This is a genomic window from Clostridium lamae (assembly GCF_033043255.1).
Taxonomy (GTDB): domain Bacteria; phylum Bacillota; class Clostridia; order Clostridiales; family Clostridiaceae; genus Clostridium; species Clostridium lamae.
The window spans coordinates 1-26291 of sequence record NZ_JASCQJ010000001.1 but is presented as its reverse complement, the minus strand read 5'-3'; the positions used below and the strand labels follow the sequence as shown (position 1 = coordinate 26291).

At 29.1% G+C, this 26291-nt stretch carries 23 protein-coding genes; 3 read left to right on the top strand and 20 right to left on the bottom strand.

The window, feature by feature from the left end; translation table 11 throughout:
- Positions 1-5: 5 nt before the first annotated feature.
- The 5 genes from buk to cdaA form a co-directional block, all read right to left on the bottom strand.
- The gene (buk, locus tag QK892_RS00115; protein WP_317271484.1) at positions 6-1076 is read right to left on the bottom strand and encodes a butyrate kinase; all 1071 of its coding nucleotides are present in this window, start codon (positions 1074-1076) and stop codon (positions 6-8) included.
- Between the two features lie 19 nt (positions 1077-1095).
- Complete coding sequence (ptb, locus tag QK892_RS00110) at positions 1096-2004, bottom strand: phosphate butyryltransferase (RefSeq protein WP_317271483.1); 909 nt, start codon at positions 2002-2004, stop codon at positions 1096-1098.
- Between the two features lie 162 nt (positions 2005-2166).
- Positions 2167-3768: an NAD(P)/FAD-dependent oxidoreductase gene (locus tag QK892_RS00105; RefSeq protein WP_317271482.1), complete on the bottom strand. Its 1602-nt coding sequence runs from the start codon at positions 3766-3768 to the stop codon at positions 2167-2169.
- A 208-nt stretch (positions 3769-3976) separates the two neighbouring features.
- A complete protein-coding gene (locus QK892_RS00100) occupies positions 3977-5221 on the bottom strand; it encodes a CdaR family protein (RefSeq protein ID WP_317271481.1) in 1245 nt (414 codons plus the stop codon).
- Positions 5194-6045 carry a diadenylate cyclase CdaA gene (cdaA, locus tag QK892_RS00095; protein WP_317271480.1) on the bottom strand — a complete coding sequence of 284 codons (852 nt, stop codon included), beginning with the start codon at positions 6043-6045 and terminating at the stop codon, positions 5194-5196. Before cdaA ends, QK892_RS00100 begins: the two co-directional genes overlap by 28 nt.
- Positions 6046-6197: 152 nt before the next feature.
- Between cdaA and QK892_RS00090 the strand changes: the two genes are divergently transcribed.
- Entirely contained in the window at positions 6198-7193 is a 996-nt protein-coding gene (locus QK892_RS00090; protein ID WP_317271479.1) for a hypothetical protein, read from the top strand.
- 65 nt (positions 7194-7258) lie between these two features.
- Positions 7259-7825: a cell wall hydrolase gene (locus tag QK892_RS00085; RefSeq protein WP_317271478.1), complete on the top strand. Its 567-nt coding sequence runs from the start codon at positions 7259-7261 to the stop codon at positions 7823-7825.
- Between the two features lie 41 nt (positions 7826-7866).
- Here QK892_RS00085 and iadA read toward each other — a convergent pair whose 3' ends face one another.
- The 10 genes from iadA to QK892_RS00035 form a co-directional block, all read right to left on the bottom strand.
- Positions 7867-9042: a beta-aspartyl-peptidase gene (gene iadA, locus QK892_RS00080; protein WP_317271477.1), complete on the bottom strand. Its 1176-nt coding sequence runs from the start codon at positions 9040-9042 to the stop codon at positions 7867-7869.
- Positions 9043-9051: 9 nt separating this feature from the next.
- Positions 9052-10158, bottom strand: a complete 1107-nt coding sequence (locus QK892_RS00075; RefSeq protein ID WP_317271476.1) for a tetratricopeptide repeat protein — start codon at positions 10156-10158, stop codon at positions 9052-9054.
- Positions 10159-10196: 38 nt separating this feature from the next.
- Entirely contained in the window at positions 10197-10721 is a 525-nt protein-coding gene (locus QK892_RS00070) for a chromate transporter (protein ID WP_317271475.1), read from the bottom strand.
- Positions 10722-11258, bottom strand: a complete 537-nt coding sequence (locus QK892_RS00065) for a chromate transporter (RefSeq protein ID WP_317271474.1) — start codon at positions 11256-11258, stop codon at positions 10722-10724.
- 89 nt (positions 11259-11347) lie between these two features.
- Entirely contained in the window at positions 11348-12967 is a 1620-nt protein-coding gene (gene ptsP / locus QK892_RS00060; RefSeq protein WP_317271473.1) for a phosphoenolpyruvate--protein phosphotransferase, read from the bottom strand.
- Between the two features lie 374 nt (positions 12968-13341).
- Entirely contained in the window at positions 13342-14376 is a 1035-nt protein-coding gene (locus tag QK892_RS00055) for a ribonucleotide-diphosphate reductase subunit beta (RefSeq protein WP_317271472.1), read from the bottom strand.
- 37 nt (positions 14377-14413) lie between these two features.
- A complete protein-coding gene (locus QK892_RS00050; RefSeq protein WP_317271471.1) occupies positions 14414-16642 on the bottom strand; it encodes a ribonucleoside-diphosphate reductase subunit alpha in 2229 nt (742 codons plus the stop codon).
- Positions 16643-16858: 216 nt separating this feature from the next.
- Positions 16859-17215 carry an arsenate reductase family protein gene (locus QK892_RS00045; RefSeq protein WP_317271470.1) on the bottom strand — a complete coding sequence of 119 codons (357 nt, stop codon included), beginning with the start codon at positions 17213-17215 and terminating at the stop codon, positions 16859-16861.
- A gap of 48 nt (positions 17216-17263) precedes the next feature.
- Positions 17264-19039 (bottom strand): sensor histidine kinase, encoded by a 1776-nt coding sequence (locus tag QK892_RS00040; protein WP_317271469.1) that lies wholly within the window; start codon positions 19037-19039, stop codon positions 17264-17266.
- Positions 19023-19718 (bottom strand): response regulator transcription factor, encoded by a 696-nt coding sequence (locus QK892_RS00035; RefSeq protein ID WP_317271468.1) that lies wholly within the window; start codon positions 19716-19718, stop codon positions 19023-19025. Before QK892_RS00035 ends, QK892_RS00040 begins: the two co-directional genes overlap by 17 nt.
- A 184-nt stretch (positions 19719-19902) precedes the next feature.
- Here QK892_RS00035 and QK892_RS00030 point away from each other — a divergent pair, with 184 nt between their 5' ends.
- Entirely contained in the window at positions 19903-20763 is an 861-nt protein-coding gene (locus QK892_RS00030; protein WP_317271467.1) for a YitT family protein, read from the top strand.
- A 112-nt stretch (positions 20764-20875) separates the two neighbouring features.
- Here the strand turns inward: QK892_RS00030 and QK892_RS00025 are convergent, their stop codons facing one another.
- From QK892_RS00025 to QK892_RS00005, 5 genes are all read right to left on the bottom strand, one after another.
- Positions 20876-21451: a Fe-S-containing hydro-lyase gene (locus QK892_RS00025; protein ID WP_317271466.1), complete on the bottom strand. Its 576-nt coding sequence runs from the start codon at positions 21449-21451 to the stop codon at positions 20876-20878.
- Between the two features lie 13 nt (positions 21452-21464).
- On the bottom strand, positions 21465-22307 hold the full coding sequence (locus QK892_RS00020; RefSeq protein WP_317271465.1) for a fumarate hydratase: 843 nt from the start codon (positions 22305-22307) through the stop codon (positions 21465-21467).
- 222 nt (positions 22308-22529) lie between these two features.
- Entirely contained in the window at positions 22530-23210 is a 681-nt protein-coding gene (gene cwlD / locus QK892_RS00015; protein ID WP_317271464.1) for an N-acetylmuramoyl-L-alanine amidase CwlD, read from the bottom strand.
- Between the two features lie 194 nt (positions 23211-23404).
- On the bottom strand, positions 23405-25021 hold the full coding sequence (locus QK892_RS00010; RefSeq protein ID WP_317271463.1) for a Na/Pi cotransporter family protein: 1617 nt from the start codon (positions 25019-25021) through the stop codon (positions 23405-23407).
- A 252-nt stretch (positions 25022-25273) separates the two neighbouring features.
- Positions 25274-26161 (bottom strand): DegV family protein, encoded by an 888-nt coding sequence (locus QK892_RS00005; RefSeq protein WP_317271462.1) that lies wholly within the window; start codon positions 26159-26161, stop codon positions 25274-25276.
- Positions 26162-26291 lie beyond the last annotated feature (130 nt).

The following is a 26291-nucleotide window of genomic DNA, read 5'->3' as shown; positions in this document are numbered from 1 at the left end:
ACCTATTAAATGTATTCTTTAGCTTCCTCTTCTCCTTGTAAAACTCTAAGAGCTCCTTGTGCTAAAGCTAATAATTCATCTTCTCCTGGATAAACTGTAATTTCTGCTATCCATCCTATTCTATTCTTTAATTCTTCTATAACCTTTTCTGAATAGGCTATTCCTCCTGTAAGAATGATTCTATCAACATTTCCTTTTAGAACAGTTGCCATTTCTCCTACAGTTTTTGAAACTTGATATATAAAAGCATCAAAGTATAAGTTAGCCTGCTTATCTCCTTCATTCACAAGTTTTTCAACATCTCTAGCATCATTTGTATTTAAATATGCTACATAGCCACCTTTTCCAACAATCTTGTTGTAAACTTCTCTTTCTGTAAGCTTTCCACTATAACACATTTTAATCAATTCTCCAACTGGAACAGTGCCTGCTCTCTCTGGTGAAAATGGACCTTCCCCATCTAATGCATTATTAACATCTATAACCCTTCCATTTTTATGAGCTCCTACTGAAACTCCTCCCCCCATATGGACCACAATTATATTTAAATCTGTATATTTTACTCCGTTTTCTTTTGCATATCTTTTTGCTACTGCTTTTTGATTTAATGCATGAAATTTACTTACTCTTGGTAATTCTGGAACACCTGATACTCTAGCTACATCATCAAGTTCATCTACAACAACAGGATCAACTATAAAAGCAGGAATATTTAATTCTCCAGCTATTTTATTTGCTAGCATTCCACCTAAATTTGAAGCATGCTGTCCTTGTACCCCAATTTTTAAGTCTTCAAGCATTTTATCATTGACCATGTATGTTCCACTTTCCATAGGTTTTAGCATTCCGCCTCTTCCTACTACTGCTACTAATGAATTTAAATCAAAATTCTTTTCTTTCAGTACATTTAATATTATATCTTTTCTAAAATCCATCTGAGCAAATATAGTCTCATACTTTGCTATTTCTTCTGATGAATGTCTTAAAGTCTCTTGAAATAATTCTTTTTCCCCTTTAAAAACCCCAATTTTTGTTGATGTTGATCCTGGATTAATTATTAATAGATTATCTGACATAAAATCTCCCCCAATAATATTATTTTTTTGCTTCAGCAACTAATGCAGCTAATGCAATTGAATTTACTTTTGTTTCAAAACTATCTGCTCTTGATGTTAGTATTACTGGCGCTGAAGTCCCTACTAAAAGTCCACCATTTCTTGTTTTAGATGCATAAGTTAAAGTTTTATACATAACGTTTGCTGATTCTATATTAGGAAGTAATATTATATCTGCTTTTCCTGCTACTTTTCCTGTTATTCCTTTATGATGTGCAGCTTCTACTGATAATGCATTATCAAGTGCTAAAGGCCCATCTACAATACAATCTTTTATTTGCCCTCTATCATTCATCTTTGCTAATAGAGCTGCATCCACAGTTGCTGGCATATCTGGATTTACAACCTCTACTGCACAGACAGCTGCTACTTTTGGCATATCTATCCCGCAGGCATTAGCAACTCCTACTGCATTATTTATAATTTGAACCTTTCCTTTCAAATCTGGATAAGTATTAAATGCTGCATCTGTTAATAGAATTAATCTATCTATTCCTTCTATTTCAAATACTGAAACATGAGACATAAGTTTCCCTGTTCTCAATCCTACTTCTTTATTAAGTACACTTCTTAAAAATGTAGCAGTATCTACTAATCCTTTCATAACCATATCTGCTTTTCCAGTTGAAACTAATCTAATAGCCTCTAATGAAGCTTTTGTTATATTTGTTTCATTAATCACTTCATAATCTGAAAGATTCATACCTATTTTTTCTGCTATTTTTCTAATTTCTTCTTCATCCCCTACTAATATTGCATCTGCAATACCCTTTTCCTTAGCTAACTTGATAGCTTCTAATACTGGTTCGTCTTGGGCAACTGCAACTGCAACCTTCTTATTAGAAATCTCATTAGCTTTTAGCAATAGATCATCAAAATTTTTACTCATTATAACACCTCTTACACATATAGTTGATTTATACTCCCCATGCCAATTTAATAAATTTAATTGTTAAAAATTTGTCATTTATTTATATAATTTACTTTTCTTACTTTATATTCTAACAAAAAAAATTCTGAAAACGCTAATTTTCAGAATTTTCTCATATTTTTATTTTATTGGTCTAAATTCATTTATTATTTTCTCTGCAACCTTAATTCCATCAACCGCTGCCGAAATTATTCCTCCAGCGAATCCAGCTCCCTCACCAGCTGGGTACAAACCTTTAATAGATATACTTTGCAAGTTTTCATTCCTATTTATTCTAACTGGTGCTGATGTTCTTGTTTCTATACCTGTTAAAATTGAGTCATAGTTACCGTAACCCTTAATTTTTCTATCAAAATCAACAACCGCTTCCTTTAATGCTTCTATTACATATGGTGGTAAACACTTTCTCAAATCTTCGAATACATATCCAGCTGTATAACTTGGTGTAACACTACCAAATTTTGTACTAATCCTATCTTCCATAAAATCCCCTAGCAATTGTACTGGTGCCTTATAACTTCCTCCACCTAACTTATATGCTAAATTTTCATAATATCTTTGAAATTCCATTCCCCTTAATGGAGATGTTCCTTCAAAATCATCTGGAGATACTGTAACTACTAGCGCTGAATTTGCATTTTCTAAATCTCTAGCATGATAACTCATACCATTAGATACTAATCTTTCATTTTCTGATGCTGCTGCTACTACTACTCCCCCTGGACACATACAAAATGAGTAAACTGCTCTTTTCAATTTTTCACTTTGATATGTTAATCTATATTCTGCCGCTTTCAGTCTTGGGTTTTTATACATATCTCCGTATTGACTCTTATTTATAACTTCTTGTGGATGTTCTATTCTTACTCCTATAGCAAAAGCCTTAGGCTCCATAAACACACCAACTTTATCTAACATTTCATATGTATCCCTTGAGCTATGTCCTATTGCTAGAATTAAATTTTCACATGGCATTTCTTTACCATTTACTATAATTGATTTAATTTTCTCATCTTCAGTTATTATTTCTTCTAATTTAGATGAAAATAGAACTTCTCCTCCTAAAGACTTTATTTTTTCTCTTATATTTTTTACGACTCCCTTTAAAAGATCAGTTCCTACATGTGGTTTTGCTATATAGGTTATTTCTTCTGGTGCTCCAGCCTTAACCAACTCTCTTAAAACATAATCACATCTATTATCTTTAATTCTAGTAGTTAATTTTCCATCTGAGAATGCACCTGCACCACCTTCACCAAATTGAACATTTGATTCTGTGTTTAATTTTCCAGTTTCCCAAAACTTATTAACAGTCTCTGTTCTTTTATCCACATCTTCTCCACGTTCTATGACTATAGGTTTATATCCCTTTTCTGCCAACAAAAGTGCTGCAAAGATTCCTGCAGGCCCAAATCCTACTACTACCGGTCTGCTATTAAGTTCCTTTTCTCCAAATTCAATCTCAGCGTTATACGTTGGAACCTCTAGTCTTATATCCTTATCTTTAAGCTTCTTTATTAACTTTTCTTCGTTATCATGTTCAATATCTACACAATATACATATTTAATATCATTTTTCTTCCTAGCATCTAAACTTTCCTTTATTATCTTTAAACTCTTTATTTGTTCCATAGGAATTCTTAATTTCTTTGAAACTTTATTTATTAACAAGCTTTTATCTTCATCTATACTTAAGGCTATATTATTAACTCTAATTGCCACTTTATCTTCTCCTCTCTAAGTATTACTTTACTTATAAAGATATTTTTATTATTTCACAATTTCTTATTTTAACATACATTAATAAAAAAAAATATGGTATATATTATATTAATCTTAGCATCTTTTATATGAAGCTTAGATAATATAACCTATACCACTTTTTTAGAATTGACTTCAAATCAAATTCATTACTCTAATATTTATGTCATTATCTATTATTATCGTCATTACCTTGTGCTATTTCTTTTGAAACCGTAAGTTTTACACTTTCTACTGATTCTATCGAGAAATTTTCATTCAGGTTTTTTAATGTTACTTTTGGAACTACATCAAAAATTCCCTCTTCTTTGTAACCACTGATATCTAATGATGATACTATATTATCTTCTGTTACATTTTCTAATTCATCTTGATATCCCTTTATAACTACTTTAATAATTTCCTTATTAGGAAGTACTTCTATTCCTTCAGTAGCTCCGGACATATTTAGCTTAATACTAAACTCCTTAGTTGTAATAGAGATAACATTAACTCTCGCAGTTAATAATTCTTCTCCTTGAGATACCCTTACTCCTTCTGGTAATACTAAATGCAAATTCATATCTTTATTTCCTGTAATAGTTGATAAATCTATTGGATTAGTTGTCACCTCATCTATTGAATCTAGAATCTCTTTTGGACCCAATACTTCAACAAAAGATCTACTACTGTCAATAGATTTCAATTTAATTCCACTTGGTAATTGACCAGTAGTGGCTATATTTACAGGTACTGATTTTCCTTTACTAACTTTAATCTCTACTCTAGCAGTTTCAGAAGAAAGATTAACATCCATTACTTCCTTTCCACTTTCATCAACAGGCTTAATTTCATAGTCCTGTATAACATCTTCATAAACAGCTTCTTTACTATCTGTTATAATTAGCTTCGATACATTATTTACAACAGATTCTGCACCCGTTACCTTTACTTCAGATGGTGTTATAGTTGGACTTGACGCATAATATCCTGATTTAGCTGTAATGTTAATATTCGATGTAATAGACATAGTTTTTTCAATCATATCTTCAATATTTATGGAAATAGCTAAACTATTTGTATTTCTTACACTAACAGTAATAGGGTAATCTACAATTGATACAGGAACTTTATTTTCTCCTTTTTTCCAAGCATATTCACTTAAATCTACTTGAACCTTAAAATCACTTTTCTTTATTTTATTAATATCATTGGTATTACCTTCTATTTTCAAACTTACATAGAACTCTTGATTTGGAGTTAATGCTAACTTAGATGAAGACAAAGCATCTAAATTTACTAATTCAACTGGTACTTTACTTATCTCCGTAGTTCTTATTTTATTTTCAACATTAGTAACATACACCCATAATCCTATTGATAATAAAAGGCATATAATAGGTACTACTATTTTATTTTTTTCCTTCTTATCCATGCCTTCACCTTCTCCCCAGCTGATTTAACATTTTTCTTTTCACTATGTGCTAACATCTTCAGCAAAATAATTCTTAGCTTTTCTTTATCATAATTCCTCGTTAATTTACCATTGATTGCTAGAGATACTACTCCTGTTTCTTCTGATACAATTAAGACTATAGCATCTGATATTTCTGAAACTCCTATAGCTGCTCTATGTCTTGTTCCAAGTTTTTTATTAATTGTATTATTATTTGTTAATGGTAATACACATCCTGAAGCTAATATTCTATCTTTTCTTATTATAGTCGCTCCATCATGCAGGGGAGTATTAACAACAAATATATTTTCAAGCAAGTTTGAAGTAACATTTGCATCTAAAATAGTACCTGAATTTAATATATCTCCTAGTCTAGTTCTTTGTTCAACTACAATTAGTGCTCCTGTTTTTGATTCCGCTAAATTACCAACTGCATTGACTATTTCATTAACTGTTATATTTCTCTTTTCTTCATCTTGTATCTTGTGTAATTCTTCAAAGGCACTTCTTCCTATATGTTCTAATCCTCTTCTTATTTCTGGTTGAAATATAATAACTATTGATAATAAACCTATAGTAAGAGTCTTATTTAAAATAAAGTTAAGCATTTCTAACTTTAAAAAATAACTTATTGGTATAAGTATAATCATTAATATGATACCTTTTAAAAGTTGTTCTGCTCTAGTTTCTTTAATTAATGAATATCCTTTATAAAATATATATGCAACTACTATAATATCTAAAATCGATGATATAGATATGTTTTTTACTGTGTTAACCAAAAATGTATAAATCTCTTCCATTAAAGGGTACCCCCAACTCTTCATATATTATAATTATACACCAATTACTAAAATCTTAGTATATGACTTTAGTTTTTTTAATATTTTTAATAATATTTTAAGACTTTCTATAATATAAATTTATGTAAAGATAAATATGGGGTGATGAATTTATGAATAAAAATCCTTTAACTTATTTTAAGGAGAATAAAGGTGCTACAATAGCTTCTTTAACTGTACTTTTTTTATTGCTATTCTCTATATTTTTTTTAACATATAACTCAAAAGAAAATAGAACTAAAAGATATTTGAAAAATGCTGCTGAGGAATTGAATGAAATTAATTCAACTCTTCCTAACGGCATAAAAGATCTAACTATAGACACAGATATTACAAAAGAGCTTTTATCTAATGGCTTAAATAATTTGAATAAAACTCTTATCTCTGTGTCAGATGTTGAAGAAACTTCTCCAGATATTTCTTTAACTAAAGCTAATTTAAACTCTGCATTAAATTCTACCATTTCACTATATGATTATAGCCTTTCAACTTTAAATAATCCTGAGGGGATTAAGAATATTGATGATTTAGATAAGTTTAATGTATTAAAGGAAACCTGTATAATGCATTATTCAGAATTAGAGGGTAACAAAATTAATATTAAATTTACTGAAAGCACTTTAGATTACTTTAACAACTTTAGTAATTATATTAATACTTTGCTAAAAATAAAAAGATATTCGGAATTTAAAGATACTCAGACAAGAGATTTTATAAACATACTGACAGGATTCAAAGAAGATATTTTGTATTTGAATGAAGATCTATCTATCGCTATAAATAAGGTTAGAGAGGATAAAAGAGATTTACAAGTAATTATAGATGACATATATAAAAAAGAAGAACTTTACGATAGCCTCAAAGAAAAAGTTGCTTTAATGTCTATTCCTGAGGGATGTATGGATATTTATGAATCTTTAGATGAATATTTAAATTCTTATTCTGCTTATCTAAAGTCTATTAAAGAGGCTGTTATATATGAAAAAACAGCATCTGATACAGATAAATTATCCAATGAAATTAATAAGAATTATAAGAATTCTACTTCCAAAAGAGATGATTCATTAAATGCTTATAGTAGCTATGAAAGTAAATTAAATAAATTTTAGTATTATTTTTTTTCTTTTGGTAATAATAATTTTTGGATTATAAATTATCCAAAAGGAGGTTATTTATGAAATATTTAAGAAAAACATCTATTTTATTAATAGCCCTTTTATTTTCAGCAAACATTAAAGTATTGGCTTATAGCCACAATACTATAGAAATGAGGAAGAATAACTTAAATGAAGAATTGAATGTTACATTAATAAATAAACCTAGCGAAGAAGCTATTCAAGTTTTTAGTCACAATGATAAACTAATTTATTTAACTAAAGAAGATTTAGATTTAATGGCAAAAATAGTCTATGCTGAAAGTAAGGGTGAGCCCTACGAGGGTAAGATTGCAGTTGCATCTGTTATTTTAAATAGAGTTTTGAGCCCTGGTTTTCCAAATAGTATTAAGGAAGTTATATTACAGCCACAAGCATTTTCTTGCGTAATAAATGGTGAAATTAATGTTAGTCCAACAGAAGATTGCTATAACGCTGTATATGATGCTATCGATGGGAATGACCCAACTAATGAAGCTTTATTTTTCTATAATCCTGCTATAGCTACATGTTCGTGGATGCAGGATATTGAAAAAAAGGATTCTAAAGCTATTGGGCAACATTTATTTTTTAATACAAATTACTAGATAAAATCGAGGAAGAAATTTTTTAATTTCTTCCTTTTATTTTACTCTTCAAAAGTTCCTTTTATAATGGCTTCGCCGTCTTTAACCATCAATTTTCCCATAGCTATAACTGTTTCTATTTCTAAAGTACTTTCGTCTACTAAAACTAAATCAGCGTCTTTTCCGATTTGTATCGAACCTTTATTCTTTAGTTTTAATACCTTTGCGACATTCGAGGTTATAACTTTAAGTGCTTCCTCTATTGGAATGTTATAAGTCTTTATACACTCTTTAACTTCTTCATAAAGACTTGCAACAGAGCAAATTCCTATTTTTATTAATCTTCCTTTATCATCGAAGATTGGCATACTACCATTACCATCTGATGAAAATGTAACATTATCAACATTAGAATTATTTTTTATTAATATACTTAGTGCTTCACTTGCTCTTAATTCTCCTGGTGCTAATTGATCCACTGGAGTACTTGTTGTGAAATCTATATATCCACCTTTATTAATATACTCTTCACCAGATTTAAATAACTCTCCATTTCTATTTATGTGAGTTGGCAATATTTGAGTTATTGGAAGTTCTGTTTCATCTGCTAATCTGAATAAATATCCTAGTCTTCTTGTTCCATCTCCTAAATGGATATTTACTATTCCTGATTTTCCAGATAATAATCCACCTACTCTTGATTGAGCTATAGCCTGAACTAGTTCATCATATGTTGCTTGAGAACTTCTAGTATCTGATATAGCTATTTCACCTACTCCTATAACCTTATCTATTAGCATAATATCCTTCTTTATTGATCCTGTTAGTGTTTTTACAGGAATCTCATAAGATCCAGTATAACAGTAAGTTGTTATTCCTTCTTCCTCTAAAGCTTTAGTCTTTGCTATTAAACTAGCCATATCTCTACAAACTCCATCTGTTCCTATACATCCAACAACAGTAGTAATTCCTGCTGTTGTTAAATCTGATAACATTATTTCTGGAGTTCTCATTTTAAATCCACCTTCTCCACCAGCACCATTAATATGAACATGATTATCTATAAATCCTGGAAAAAGTAATTTCCCTCTTCCATCTATAACTTCTATTTCTATGAAATTCTCTGGTATCTCAATAGTATCATATATTCCTTCAATCTTATTTGAAGATATAACTAAATCCTTCTCTCCCAAATACTCTGGAGCATAAATTTTAATATTTTTAATTATCTTTATCATTTCACCCTCCTATAGATTAATTATTTCTTGAACATAACTATTATTATATATAGAGTTTGGGTAATTTATTAAAATTTTATTAGCATACTCCTTACTTTTTATAATATCTAAATCTTTATAAAGCAAAGCAGCTCTATAATATGATTCTTGTATGTAGCTACCTTCGCCATAATTTAATATATATTTGTCAAACTTCTCAATAGCTTTACTTATGTTTCCATATGATTCATATGATGCGGCCAATAAGAAAAGAATATCATCATCTAAATGGTTATTACTTGACTTGTTTATTGTTTCTTCTAGTAAATCTATTGCTTCCTCATATCTTCTTTCTTCATAATATTCAGTTGCACTAATATAAATTCCTCTTATCTCTTCATTACTTAACACTTTTATTTCTACATTCTCCGTGTTCTGATTTTCATCTATAACTTTATTATTTTGATTATTTAGATTTTCCTCATTTTCCTCTATATAATTGCTATTAGATTGTGTACCTTCTGGTTCTAAATTTAAATTAATTTTATCTTCTCTTTTTAATAAGATAGCTCCTGTTATAATTGCTATTACAAAAGTTGTCAAAGTGATTTTTAATAATGTCTCTTTTCTATTTTTATATTTATATAGACTATCTAATTTTTTATTAACTCTCTTTGCCTTTTCATTATTTCTGTCTAATCTAAATACTTTCTCTAGATGTTCTTTAACTTTATCATTATCGCCTTTTCTAAAATAACAAACTGCTAATGCGTTATTAACATTAATAGAATTAAAATCACTCTTCATACAACTCTCTAATATATCTATCGCTTCACCTATAGCTAGATTTTCAATTAATTCTACCGCTTCCCTATATAATTCCATTTTATCTAAGTCACTTTGAACATCTTTTAAATATGAACTTGCTATATCATCATTATTATAATCCTTATTTATCTTCCATAAGGCTACAGCCTCTTCTAAATTACCTTTTAAATACAAAAGAAGCCCTTTTAAATTAAGGACTTTTGAATTTGATAAATCTCTAGATATTTCTTTTTCACATATATCAATAGCTTTTTCTATTCTTCCATTATTATATAAGTAAAGTGCTTTTTCATATCTCTTATTATTCATTTTCTTCCCTCATAAAACACATAAATTCAAAGTAAAGGTTAAATATAAAATACTAATCCTATTATAGCGGCAATTACTATAACCATAATCGGATGAACCTTTTTACTTAATAGTACTACTCCTATTATCGAAGCTATTATTAAACTCTTTAAGTCTAAATAGGACTCTTTTGCTAAATCTATAAATGCTTTAATTATTAAAGCTATTAATACTGGTCTCATTCCTAGTAGCGCTGCTTTAATTATAGAAGACTCCTTAAATTTTTCTAACATTTTACTTATTATTGACACTAATATAAAAGAAGTAAATATAACTCCTAATGTAGACATTACGCTCCCTAATATTCCCCAAACCTTATATCCAACAAAAGTTGCAGAATTTATAGCAATTGGTCCTGGAGTCATTTGAGATATTCCTATAATATCCATAAACTCATTTATATCAATCCAATTATTTTTATCTACAATTTCCCTTTGAATGAATGGTAGCATAGCATAACCACCACCAAAGCTAAATGTTCCTATCTTAAGAAAAGCTATAAATAATCTTATTAATAAGTCCAACTACTGCACCTTCTTTCTCAAGAATATTACTCCATATATAGCCGATATAATTATTACTATAATTGGGTGTATATCAAAAAATACTAATGCTATTAATGCTATTACAATTGTCAAACCAGTTCTTATATTTTTATCTAGCCCTTTACCTAAACTAATTGCTCCTACTAAGACTAATAATGGTACTGCAGCATTTATTCCCATGAAAGCTGCATTAACATAATAATTATTTCTAAATTGCATGAAGAAGGCTGCTATCAGTAAAATTATTATAAAAGATGGTAGAATTACTGCTAATAATGCCATAATTGCACCAAATAATCCTGCAATTTTATAGCCTAAAAATATAGAGCAATTTACAGCTAATGCTCCAGGTAAGCTTTGAGACACTACTAATATATCCATAAATTCATCTTTTCCTATCCATTTTTTGTTGTTAACTACTTCTTCTTCAATTAACGGAATCATAGCATAACCTCCACCAAAGGTAAAAGCTCCTATTTTGAAAAATGCAATAAACATTTCTATTGTTTTTTTCATTTTTTTCACCACCTTATTTATATAATTATATAATTTTTGCCAAAAAATAAAAAGTCGCATTAATAGTATGCGACTTTTAATTATTTTGATTATTCTTGTTCTAATATTATTTTCTTAGCTGTTAATATTGATGTAGCACTCATTGAGAATTCATCTAGACCATATTCAACTAATGTTGGGATTGCAGTTTCGTCTCCTGCCATTTCTCCACACATTCCAACCCACTTACCATGCTTGTGAGCTCCATCTATAGTCATTTTTATTAATCTTAATACAGCTGGGTGCATTGGGTTGTAAAGGTATGATACCTTTTCACTCATTCTGTCTGCAGCTAATGTATATTGAATTAAATCGTTAGTTCCAATTGAGAAGAAATCTACGTGCTTAGCTAATTCATCAGCATATACAGCAGCAGCAGGTATTTCTACCATTATACCCCATTGGATTTTTTCTGAGTATTCTTTTCCTTCTGCCTTTAATTCAGCCTTACATTCATCAACGAATTCTTTTGCTGCTTGGAATTCTTCTAAGCCCGAAATCATTGGGAACATAACTGCAAGGTTTCCATATACAGAAGCTCTAAGTAATGCTCTTATTTGAACTTTGAATATATCTTTTCTATCTAAACATAATCTAATTGCTCTATAACCTAAGAATGGGTTCATTTCTTGTGGTAATGGTAAGTATGGAAGTGTCTTATCTCCACCGATATCTAGTGTTCTAATAACAACTTGCTTTCCATCCATTATTTCAAGAACCTTCTTATATGCTTCGAATTGCTCTTCTTCTGTTGGAGCAGAATCTCTATCCATATATAAGAACTCAGTTCTGAATAATCCAACACCATCTCCACCGTTAGCAACTACTGCTTCAGCATCTGCTGGTGATCCGATATTTCCACAAACTTCAACTCTTCTTCCTGATTTAGTAACTGTTTTAACAGATATTAATTTCTTTAATTCTTCTTGTTCTGCTAAGAATTTTTCTCTCTTTGCAGTATATTCATCTATAACTGATTGTTCTGGGTTTATTATACATACACCTTCGATACCATCAACTATAACCATATCTCCATTTTTAACTGAAGTAGTTATATCTTTTAATCCAACTATAGCAGGAATTTCTAATGTTCTAGCCATGATAGCTGAGTGAGAAGTTCTTCCTCCGATGTTAGTTAAGAAACCAACTACCTTACTTCTATCTAATTGTGCTGTATCTGATGGAGTTAAATCATGAGCTACAACTACTGTATTTGCTTCTGTAATAGCAAAAGCATCTCCGCCCTTACCAGCTAAGTTAGAAATAATTCTCTTAGAAACGTCTTTTATGTCAGCAGCTCTTTCTTTCATGTATTCATCTTCCATTGAATCGAATATCATTACGAAAGTGTTAGTAACATTTTCAACAGCCTTAAGAGCATTCACGCTAGTTGACTCAATTTCTAATAACATTCCGCCTGTAAATTCAGGGTCATCTAATAAAGTTAGGTGGGCTTCAAAAACTTGAGCTTCATGTTCTCCTATTTCCGCTAAAGCTTTATCTCTTATTGCAGCTAATTGAACTTTTGCTTGCTCTAAAGCCTTATTTAGAACTTCTTTTTCAGCCTCTACATCTGAAACCTTAGCATCTGTTATTACTATCTCTTCGTGTTCTTGTAAAAATACTTTTCCTATTGCATATCCCTTAGATGCAGCTATACCTTTTTTCATTGTTGAGATTCCTCCTTAAATAATAGCTATAAATTCAAATAGTATTGAAATTTAATAGATTTTAAAAATATATTTTTTATCACAACTATTATGTATTATAACATATTTTTTATTTATGTTAACATAAATAAACGTAATTTTTATAATTTTCTATCTCTATTTATATTCAAATCGTGTATTTTATCTATATATTTTATATGTAAATATATTTTCTACAAAAACTTTTACATTTTTTTGAAACAAAATTGTATTTACTAATAAAAAAGGAGTTTATTGTCAAATTTAATACCTTTGAAAAACTCCCTTTTTATAATTTTCAATTTAATCTTATACTGTTATTTACTTATATTCAAACTAAATTCTAAACATTAATCTTATAAATCATCTATTAATGCTCCTGCCTTGGCATAAGCAGTTGATTTAGCTTCAAAGAAATCAGTTTTTACAGAGTTCGCATCTGATAAAATATCTACCCAAGCTGCTGGATTAGCTGTATGTTTTTCATATATTTCATCTAGTCCTATTGCTCTCATTCTTATGTTTCCTAAATATTTTATATAATCAGTTATTAAGTTCTTGTTTATCCCTTGAATACTGTCTCCAATAACATAATGTCCCCATGAAATTTCATGATTTACTGCTATTTTCATCATTTCTTTTAATTCTTCTTTCAAATCTTCTGTAAAAATTTCTGGCTCTTCTACTTGTAATTCCTTTAATATGTTTCTAAATAACCATAGATGAGTATTTTCATCTCTATTTATATATCTTATTTCTTGAGCAGATCCTGGCATCTTTCCATTTCTTTCAAGGTTATAGAAAAACATAAATCCTGAATAGAAATATATTCCTTCTAATATATAGTTCGCCATTAAAGTTTTAACTAAATTTCTTTCCGTAGGATCATTCAAAAAGTTGTTATAAAGATCTCCTATAAACTTATTTCTATCTAATAGGATTTTGTCATCTTTCCATTGATATAATATTTCGTTTCTCTTTTCAGGTGAGCAAATAGTATCTAGCATGTAGCTATAGCTTTGTGAATGAACTGCCTCTTGGAACGCTTGAATTGTTAAACATAAATTAACTTCACTAGCTGTTATATAACTATTTATATTTGATAAATTTGCTGTTTGAATTGAGTCTAGGAATATTAGGAATGAAAGAATTTTATCATATGCTGTTCTTTCTTCCTTAGTTAATTTATTATAATCCTTTAAATCCTGAGATAGATTTATTTCTTCTGGAATCCAGAAGTTATTCATAGCCTGCCTATACCAATCTGAAACCCATTTGTATTTCATATTATTAAAATCATTCAAATTAGTCGTATTCCCATTTATCATTCTCTTTTTTGATATTTCTATATCCCCAAATTCATTAAAAAGAGGTTTCTTATTAACCAACATATCTTTCCTCCCAAATGTTTTTATAGTCTACTTATTACTATGCTGAACAACTTTCACAATCACTAACTGTTAATGATTTTGATCTTACATAATAAATTGATTTTACTCCTGACTTACATGCTTCTATATATAAATTCATAATTTGTCGCATAGTATAATTTGTAGTTATATATAAATTAAATGATTGACCTTGATCTATATGTCTTTGTCTTATTCCATTAATTTGAACACACCACTTTTGATCTATATTATAGGCAGAATTATAATACCAATAATTTTCTTCATTTAAGTTAGGTGCTGTCTTTGGTATTATACTTCCCTTTTTTTCTTCTAGCCAAAATCTAGACATTACTGGATCTATACCTTCTGATGTTCCCGCAATCGTTGCTGTTGAACCGTTTGGAGCTACTGCGATTAAATATCCATTTCTAAGTCCATATCTTAATACTTCTTCTCTAAGTTCATTCCATTTCTCTGAATCATATCCTCTAAGCTTAAAATATTCTCCAGTTTGCCAATCGGATCCTTCGAAGCATGAATATCTTCCCTTTTCTTTAGCTATGTTCATACTAGCCTTTATAGCATGATAATTTATTCTCTCATATACATCATCTGCAAAATCCTTATGTTCATCTGCAGTCCAGTGAATTAAATTATTTGCTAGCATATGATGATATCCACTTGTTCCAAGGCCTATCGCTCTATATTTTTTGTTTGTAACCTCTGCAAATGGAACTGAATAATAATTTAAGTCTATTACATTATCCATAGCTCTTATTTGAGTTTCTACAACATATCCAAGTTCCTCATCATTCTTAACTTCTACATTTCCTAAAACTACTGAAGATAAATTACAAACTACAAAATCCCCTGCCTTAGTTTTTTCTACTATAACAGTATCTCCATTCTCATCTACAATTTCTGTTTTTTGTATATCCATAGGACTCATATTTTGCATAATCTCAGTGCAAAGATTTGATGAATAAATCATTCCTTTGTGCTTATTAGGATTCATCTTATTTACTGTATCTCTATAAAAAGCAAATGGTGTTCCTGTTTCAGCCGCACTCTTAATTATTAATCTTACTATATCTTTAACAGGCATAACCCTCTTGCTTATCTTTTCATCTTGAACACAATCATAATACCTTTTTTCCCACTCTTCTCCATAGAAATCTTCTAGAGAATACCCCTTAGCTAATCTAATTTCGTGTGGGCACATCATATACCAATTAGCATCTATATCTTTTTCTGCTAACCTCCAGAACAAATCTGGATAACATAACCCTGGGAAAACATCATGTGCCTTCTTTCTATCGTCACCATTATTTGTTTTTAGTTGTAAAAATTCCGGTAAATCTTTATGCCAAGCGTCTAACCATATAGCAACTGATCCATTTCTCACACCTAGTTGATCAACTGCAATTGCTGTATCATTAAATAGCTTAATCCAAGGTATTACCCCTCCTGAAGCTCCTTTAAAGCCTCTTATAGGTGATTCTAAAGCTCTAACTTTTCCTATATATATTCCCATTCCGCCACCAAACTTAGATACTTCAGCAAAGTTATCTAGTGATTTGTATATTCCTTTTAAGCTATCCTCTACTGTATCTATAAAGCAAGAACTTAATTGATAGAATGGCTTTCTTGCATTTGACATAGTTGGTGTAGCCATAGTAGCTTTTAGTGAACTTAATACGTCATAAAATCTCTTAGCCCAACCTACTCTATTCTCTTTTTTCTCTGGTAGGGCAAGATGCATAGCTATCCCCATAAACATTTGTTGTGGCAATTCTAACTTGCTTCTATCATAATCTTGAATTAAATATCTCTTTGCCAAAAGATTAATACCACTATAAGTAAACAATAAATCTCTCTCTGGCTTAAGTTCTTTTTCTAATTCAAAAATCTCATCTTTACTATAGTTTTCTAATATATACTTTCCATATAAACCTTTATTAGTTAATTCTTCTATAAATCCATACAGATTTCCATATAACTCATCATCTGCGCCTAGTTTCCTATTTCTCCTGACCTCATCATATAGTTTATATGCATATAACTTTTCTGAAACCTTCTGCCACTCTGGTTCAGTATCTGTAGTTAATTCTAATGAAATCTGTATAATAGAATCTCTTACCTCGTCATAACTCATATTAGGTCTTATTATATGATTTAAAGCTCCTAAGAGCTTTTCTTCAGTATATATCTCTTCTCTCTTATTTATCCCAATTAAAGCATCTCTGCAAATATTCAACAAATTCATGTTTTTCCCCTTCCACTACATATAGTATATATTTTTTATCTTTATATAGAAATATACAACATATAGATACATTATAGTTATCTTTTCTATTCTTGTAAAAGTTCAGATTTCTATAATAACGAGCAAAAAGGAGATATCTCTTTTAATACCTCCTTTTTTCATCAACTGTCAAATAATATTAATTCTTTTTTAAAACTTAAGTTTCAAAAATAATAGTTATTTTATTTTTTCATTCCATTCCTCTTCTTTAAATCCTACCAATACAGTGTCTTCCTTTACAACGATTGGTCTCTTTACTAACATTCCATTAGTAGCTAAGATATCTAGAAGCTCATCTTCAGGTAAAGTTTTAACTTTATCTTTTAATTGCATTTCTCTATAAAGAACTCCTGAAGTGTTAAAGAATTTATTTATTGGTAATCCACTCTTTTTAATCCACTCCTTCAATTCATCTTTTGTAGGATTCTCTTCTGCTATATGCCTATCTATAAATTCAATATTATTTTCTTCTAAGTATTTCTTAGCCTTTCTACATGTTGTACATCTTGGATATTCTACAAATAAAACTGCCATACTCTCACTCCTTAATTATCTTTATTATTTCTTCCTAATTATAGCATATCATTTCTTAGGTATAATTAAATATATTTTAAACATATCTCCCTCTACTTCAATTTTTATAGTTCCACTATGAAGCTCTATTATACTTTTAGTAATTGCAAGCCCCATTCCCGAACCTTCTACAGAGGAATTTCTAGACTTATCAGCTCTAGTAAATCTTTCAAAAATATCTTCAGTATTAAAGTCTAATTCATAGTTAGAGATATTTTTAAAGGAAGTCTCAACTGAATTTTCTTTTTCAATAATATCTACATATACTCTAGTATCACTTAAAGAATATTTAAGTGCATTGACTATTAAGTTCTCAAAAACTCTAGACATTAATTTCCCATCTAAATCTGCAATAACCTCTTCTTCATTTGAATTAACTTTAAACTCTATATTTTTTTCTTCATAAAGACTTGAATACTCTCCTATCCCTTGATAGACCAAAGACACTATATCTAATGGCTCTTTTTCTATCTTCATTTTTCCACTATTTAATTTTGAAGCTTCAAATAAATCATCAATTAAGCTTTTTAATCTTTTTGAATTTCTATCTAATATTTTTAAATAGTCCTTTCTCTCTTCCTCAGTTATATTGGGCTCATTCAATATATTTACATAGTTTATAATAGATGTAAGTGGAGTCTTTAAGTCATGTGAAACATTGGATATTAATTCCGTTTTTAACTTTTCATTTCTTATTTGCTCATTTAATGCTATTTTATAGCCTTCTTTTATTTTATTTATATTATCTACTAATTCTTTAACTTCTCTTTCACCAATATTACCAAGTTTATGCTCTAAATCGCCAGAATTTATCTTCTTTAATCCATCATTAATTATAGTAATATCTAAACTCTTTTTTAATGAATATATTACACATCCCAAAGGAATTAGTACTAATATTAAAGTACCTTTAAATGGATACCTCGTTAAAAATGTTACGAGTAAGTTTTGATTTCTTATTCCTGCAACTAGATATAAATACACCAAAATTACAGCTACAGCTCCTCCAAATGATATAAGTATCTTACTCCTTGTATTTTTATATCTGTATCCATACTTTAGCACAAAAAATAATCTCTCCAATACTTTTACCTCTAAATGAATGTTATTTCTATTAAAAATTGAATTGAATATCACCTTTACTAAAAGAACTATTGTCAAAATAGTAGTTATTATTAAAGTTTTAGCTGTCAATGATTCAGTCTTTATAATATAAGAATATGCATCTGGATTACTATAATAAATTTCAATATATTTATCTATATGCTTTAAATTTATCTTATCTGACATACTCATAACATAATAGTTATACTTATCTTTATTATCTAATCTAACAGAAGCTAACTCCCATTCTTTTAGATATATATTTATATTATCTTCTAATAAAGGTACATTATTGTCATCTTGCTTAATAGAATTATATAAATTTATATCATTTGTTGTAAATTCACCAGTTTCTTTATTAATTAATACATAAAATATATTATCATTATAATAAGGATTATCTAACAAATTCTCATTTTCATATTTTATCGCACTTATATCTTCTAGATTTTTAGAATTTGAATAAATATATTTTGAAATATTTTTACTATCGTGGTATATCATTGATTCAATGTACTTCTCTTTATTAATTAAAGCATCAAAAGTATTTGCACCCAATTTTGCTGATGAATCATTAAAAGCTTGATAATAACCTATAGTTAATACTATTATTGATATAATGAGAATTAGAATTTCGATTCCCCACACACCAGTTATATAACACTTAATTTTCTCTTTCAATTTTATATCCAACTCCCCATACTACTTTTATATACTCCGGGTCCTTTGTATTTAGCTCTATCTTTTCCCTTATTCTTCTTATATGAACAGTTACAGTATTCTCGCTTCTATAGAACGGCTCTTCCCAAACCTTTTCATATATTTCTTTAATTGAGAAAACTTTTCCTAAATTTGAAGCTAGAAGCTGAAGTATTTTAAACTCAGTTGCTGTAACCTTTACTTCATCTCCTCTTAAAAATATTGTTTTTTCTTTATTATTAATCACTAAATCCTTAACTTCTATTACATCAGGACTTTCACCTTCTAATTCTAATGGCTTCTGATATCTTCTTAATTGAGACTTTACTCTAGCAACTAACTCTAAGTGATTAAAAGGTTTTGCTATGTAATCATCTGCTCCAACATTTAAGCCTAATATCTTATCGCTATCTTCACCTTTTGCAGATAACATAATTATTGGTAGATTTCTTTTTTCTCTTATTTTTAAACAAGTCTTTATTCCATCCATCCTTGGCATCATTATATCTAATACTATTAAATGTATCTTTTCTCTATCAAGGACTTCTAAAGCCTCTATACCATCTTTCGCCTTAAAGACTTTCATTCCTTCTCCTCTTAAATATATGTCAATGGCATCTCTAATCTCTTTTTCGTCATCTACTACTAAAACATTAAACATATTATAAAACACCCCTTGATTTATTCTATCCTATACTTATAATATCTTATATTGTGACATTTTACTAATTATAAAAATTACATTTTTATTAAATTAGCAAAATAAATAAATGATATTAACATATTGGCTTATTTAATATATAATCAGTTTGTGTAGATTTAGTTATAATTTTAAGGAGTTTAGAATGTTTAGTAATATTTCAATCAATAAGCACATGGTTTTAGATTTTATTATTATTTTTGTAGGCTGCATTATAGCATCTCTTGGCGTTAACTTATTTTTAGTTAATGCACAATTGCTAAGTGGAGGAGCAACGGGCGTAGCACTTATTCTTCAGTATTTATATAATATACCTTCTGGTATAACTGTATTTTTAATTAATATACCGTTATTCTTTCTTAGCTATAAAATGTTAAATAAAAGATTCACATTATACTCTGCTGTTGGTATGGTATCTTTATCAATTTCTTTAATGATAACTAAACCTTTATCAAGTCTAGTAAGAGTGGATGACTTATTGCTTTACTGCATTTATGGTGGTGTTTTATGTGGATTAGGATATGGTCTAGTCTTTTCAAGAAACGGATCTACAGGTGGTACAGATATTATTACAATGGTACTTAGAAAAAAATACTCTAATCTAGAAATTGGTAAGCTTAGTTTTTATCTTAATTGTATTATAGTTTTTATAGGTGCTCTAATATTTGGACTACCTAAGGCTTTATATACTTTAATTTCTATGTTCGTACAAGGAACCTTGGTTGATAAAGTTATTAATGGATTTAATAGTAAGAAGCTATTATTGATATTAACTGAAAAAGAGGAAGATATTATTCAATATGTTATTAAAGACATGAATAGAGGAGTAACTTCCCTTGTTGCTGAAGGAGAATATACGCATGAACTAAGAAAAATGCTTTATATAGCTGTAACTTCTTCTCAAATGATTCATTTAAAAAATAAAATTTTAAGAATAGATCCAAAGGCGTTCATTACAATAATAGATGTTTCAGAAGTGAACGGAAAAGGTTTCTACAAAATTTAAATATATGAACAAACTATAGACATATTATGCTCATTTCGACCTCGCTTCGCTCCAAGTCGACTTTCGCATTAATATGTCTATAGTTTTTTAATCATAATATTTAATTTTCATTTCATTTTTTTATTTCTTCATTATTAATAGTTCTAAGGTACTCTTCTTGTCCTTGCTTATATAAGTTATTGCCTTCGGTATCTATAATAACTATTAAAGGCATGTCTTTAACTTCCATTTTTCTTATCGCCTCAGACCCTAAATCTTCATAGGCAATTACTTCTGATTTAATAATAGTCTTAGATATTAAAGCAGCCGCTCCTCCAATAGCCCCTAAGTAAATAGCTTTATTTTTTATTATAGACTTAACTACTTCTTCATTTCTTAAGCCCTTCCCTATCATAGCCCTCAATCCTAAATCTAATAACCTTGGTGAGTAAGAATCCATTCTATAACTAGTAGTCGGACCTGCTGAGCCAATAACTTGTCCTTCTCTTGCAGGGGTCGGACCTACATAATATATTGTTTCATTATTAATATTTATAGGTAACTCTAATCCCTCATTTAATAATTCTATTAACCTTTTATGTGCAGCATCTCTTGCTGTATATATAATTCCTGATAATAATATTCTATCCCCTGATCTTAAGTCTTTTATTTTTTCATATGTTAATGGTGTAGTTATCTTAAATTCCATAATTAATATCCCTCTATAAAATTACTTCTTTATGTCTAGTTGCATGACAACTAATATTTACTGCTACGGGCAATCCTGCAATATGTGTAGGATATGTCTCTATGTTAACTCCTAAAGCAGTGGTCTTTCCACCAAAACCTTGAGGCCCAATTCCGAGTTCATTCATTTTCAGTAGTAACTCATCTTCTAAATCTCTATAGAATTTATTTTGATTTTTACTATCTATAGATCTAATCAAAGCCTTTTTTGCTAAGTATGCTGCTTTTTCAAAAGTTCCTCCAATACCTACTCCTACTATCATCGGCGGACAAGGATTAGGTCCTGCATCCTTCACAACCTTTATTATAAATTCTTTTACTCCCTCTATTCCATCTGAAGGTTTTAGCATCTTAATCTGACTCATATTTTCTGATCCAAATCCTTTTGGTGACACTGTTATCTTCAATCTATCACCAGGCACTATATCATAATATATTATTGCAGGTGTATTATCTTTAGTATTAACTCTATCAATAGGATCCTTAACGACAGATTTTCTTAGGTACCCTTTATTATATCCTCTTCTTACTCCCTCATTAATAGATTGCTCAAGATTTCCTCCTATAATATGAACATCTTGACCTAGTTCTATAAAAACACATGTCATTCCAGTATCTTGGCAAATAGGAAGTCTTTCATTTTTAGCTATTTCCGCATTATCTACTATTTTATCTAATATATCTCCAGCTAAACTCCAAGTTTCTCTTTCCCTGGATTTATATAATGCATTAACTACATCCTTTGATAAATTATAATTAGCTTCAATACATAATTCTTCAATAGCTTCTTCAATTATGTTTGTATGTATTTCTCTCATTCTCATCCTCCTCTTAATACTATCACTATAAATAGTTTATCATATTTACATTATATATTAGTAAATACTTTTTTATTACTTCTAATACTACAATTTTAAAGCATAAAAAAACAAGGAGTTATATAAAGCACAAATATCTGCCTTTTAACTCCTTATTTATCTAAACCTTTATATAAATTCATTTTTTATAATATTTTTTGATATATTTCCTCGGAAATTAATTTAATTCTTATTTATTTCTTCAAAATATCTTTCTATTCCCAATGAAATACCTTCAGCCAACTGATTTTGATGTTCTTCTGTCTGTAGTTCTTTTTCCTCTTGCATATTTGATAAGAAACCGCATTCTACTAAAACAGACGCTCCCTTATAATCATCTCTTAATATTAGATAAGAATCTCCTGCTGGCTTTGACACTCTCTTATTATTATCCTTTAAAGTTTCCTTTATAGATTCTTGAATATTATCAGCTAATTTTTTACTTACATCATTAGAGCTGTGCCAAACCTGTGCACCATAGCATTTCTCTTGTGGAAACATATTCTGATGAATGGATACAAAAATATCACAATTTAGTTCCTTCTTCATATCTCTTCTTTTCTTTAAATCTTCCCTCTTCTTTTCTTTTATAGTTGAACCACTATTCCCAAGTGCCTCATCATTTTCTCTTGTTAAATAAACCTTATAGCCCTTACTTTCTAAAACTTCTTTAAGCTTTACAGATATTTTTAAATTTATATCTTTTTCTATTACACCATTTTTAGATTTTGCTCCTCCGTCAAAACCCCCGTGACCAGGATCGATTAATATAATTTTCTCTCCCTCAGCAGCCATAACCTTCATAGGAATAAAAATAATAGTTAGCAATAATATTATTAAGGAAGCTAATTTAAATTTCTTCATTTGTTTTCCTCCATATTTTTTATTCTCATAAAAATATTATGTCCATTTTATAAATTAACTTACTTATATTTTTAATAAAAATATTATTTATCATATCATTTTTTTATTACAAATTTCACTTTTATATTTTAAGTTATAAAAAATACTGCCTAAATATGATTCTATATCATTTTTAGACAGTATTTTAAAACTATTTAGCTATTTTCTATAACACTTTCTGCTATATTCATAGAATGATCACTAATTCTTTCTAAATTACTCATTAAATCTAAGAATATAGTTCCTGAATATGCATTACAATTTCCATCATAAAGTCTTTTTATGTGAAGATCTCTATACTTCTTTTGTAATTTATCTACTTCTGATTCTATTTCACTTACTTGTTTTGCTTTATTTATATCATGATTCGCGTAACTATCTATAGCAACCTGTAAAGATTCATATGTCTTTTCAAACATATTCTTTAGTTGCTTCATTGCAGCATCACTATAAATCAGTCTCTTATTTATATTTTGTAAAGTTAAATCTGCTATATTTTCAGCATGGTCACCTATTCTTTCAATATCATTAATTACATGAAAAGTGGCTGCAACTATTCTTGATTCTTTATCAGATAGTTCATACTTCGAAAGCTTAACTAAATAAGTAGTAATAGCTTCATTTAGATTATTTATTATTTCTTCATTTTCATAAACTTTTTGAACTAGTTTCTCATCATTTTTTTCAAAAGCTTCTATAGATAAATCTAAAGCTTTTTTTGCTTTATTAGCCATTCTTAAAGTTTCTTTTGCTACTTGTCCAGCTGCTATCACTGGAGTTTCTAATAATCTATCGTCTATGTATTTTGGACCTACCTTTTCGTCTTCATCTTCTCCAGGAATGATTCTATTTACAGTTCTAATTAATAAACCTGTAAGTGGTAACATTATTGCAGTATTTACAACATTAAATACTGTATGTGCATTTGCTATTTGTCTACTTACATCATCAGGACTAATAGTGGCAACTGCATCTCCTAAAACTCCGCTTAATAATATTGGAATAAATATTAATGTTCCACCTAAATTAAATATTAAATGAAGTATTGCAGCTTTATGTGCTGTCTTTGATGTTCCTATGGACGCTAACATTGCAGTCACACATGTACCTATATTACATCCAAATACTATTGGAAGAGCAGCTTTAATATCTATTGCACCAGTTGTTGCTAAAGCTACTAGTATACCTGTAGTAGCAGAAGAACTTTGAAGTACCGCTGTTATAATAGCCCCTGCAAGTATTCCTAAATACCAATGTGATCCAACTGTTGTTAAGATCTCATTAAATAAAGGCAACTCTCTTAAAGGTTTCATTGCAGCACTCATTTGCCCCATACCAACAAATAATATACCAAATCCTAGAATAATATTTCCAATGTCTTTTTTTTGCTTCTTTTTAGCAAACATAATTATTGCAGCTCCTGCAAATACAAAAAGAGGAGCTATATCATCTAACTTAAAAGCAACAAGTTGAGCTGTAATTGTAGTTCCTATATTAGCACCCATAATAATGCCAGCTGCTTGAGCTAAGTTCATAAGACCAGCATTAACAAAACCAACTACCATTACTGTTGTTGCACTACTACTTTGAATTATCGCCGTAACAATTGCTCCAACAACTACAGCAATAATTGGATTTTTAGTAACTTTTTCAAGTATTGATTTTAATCCATCTCCAGCAGCATTTTCAAGCCCATCTCCCATGATCTTCATTCCATAAATAAATAATCCTAATCCACCAAGTAACTGTATAATAATCATTAATGATTCCAAAGTTATTCTCCTTTTCACATCATTTTAACAAAATTTTTAACAAAATTAGTTTACATTATTTTTTCACATTTGTTAAGCAAATAAACTTATTTTTAACAGGATTTTAATATAACAATTTTTGTTATTTTATTATATCTTTTTAATACAAATTAATTGCAAAAATAAACCACTTAAAGTAAACTAACCTTAAGTGGTTTATTATTATATTTTAAAGATATTTATTTTTCTAATTTATAATAATAATTATTATATCTATTCGCCTCTTTTATTCCCCCAGAAGAATAGTGCTACTGTACCAGGTCCAGTATGACTTCCTATAGTGGTCCCTACATTATTAATCTCTACCTTACCATTTAACTTAGGAAAACGCTCCTCAACTAATTTTGCCACTTCAGCTGCATCTTCAAAGCAATATGAATGTGATATATAACACTTACCGGAATAATTTAGTCCATCACTTGCATTTTCCTCCATTTTATCTACTATTGCCTTAATTACCTTATGCTTTGAACGAATTTTATATCTTGGTATTAATTTGCCTAAATTATTCATATCAAGAAGCGGACAAATCCCTAACAATCCACCAATAAATCCAGCAGTTTTTGTCACCCTTCCACCCTTAATATAAAAAGTTAAATCAGTAGAGAAAAACCAATGATTCATTTCTAACTTATGTTCATTAATCCACTCATAAACTTCTTCTATGCTCATTCCTTCATCTCTTAAATCAGCTAGCTTATCCATCATTAATCCATATCCTGATGATGCTCCTAAAGAATCTACAATATAGATTTTTCTATCTGGATATTTTTCTTCTAAATTTGCTTTTGCTATCATTGCAGAGTTTATTACTCCTGATAGACCTGAAGATAAACTCATATGAAGTATATCTTTTCCTTCCTTCAAGAAACCTTCAAAATATTCTTCAAATTCCTGAACATTAACTTGAGATGTCTTTGTTTCAGCTCCATCTTTCATAGCTTTATAGAAGTCATCAAATGATATAGATTTTCCGAGATCATCATTATATTCCTTACCATCAAGCTCAAAATGGAAACAAATATAGGATATATTTCTTTTATTAAAATGCTCTTCTGCAAGATCAGCAGTGGAGCAACAACTAATTATATATTCATTCATTTAAATATTCCTCCTTCTTTTACTAATATAAATTTTGTTATTTTTAATTATTGATATACGCTTATAATATATATCTAATATTCTAAGGATATTTTAGATTTATTTCTTCTTAATAACTTATAATTTCTAT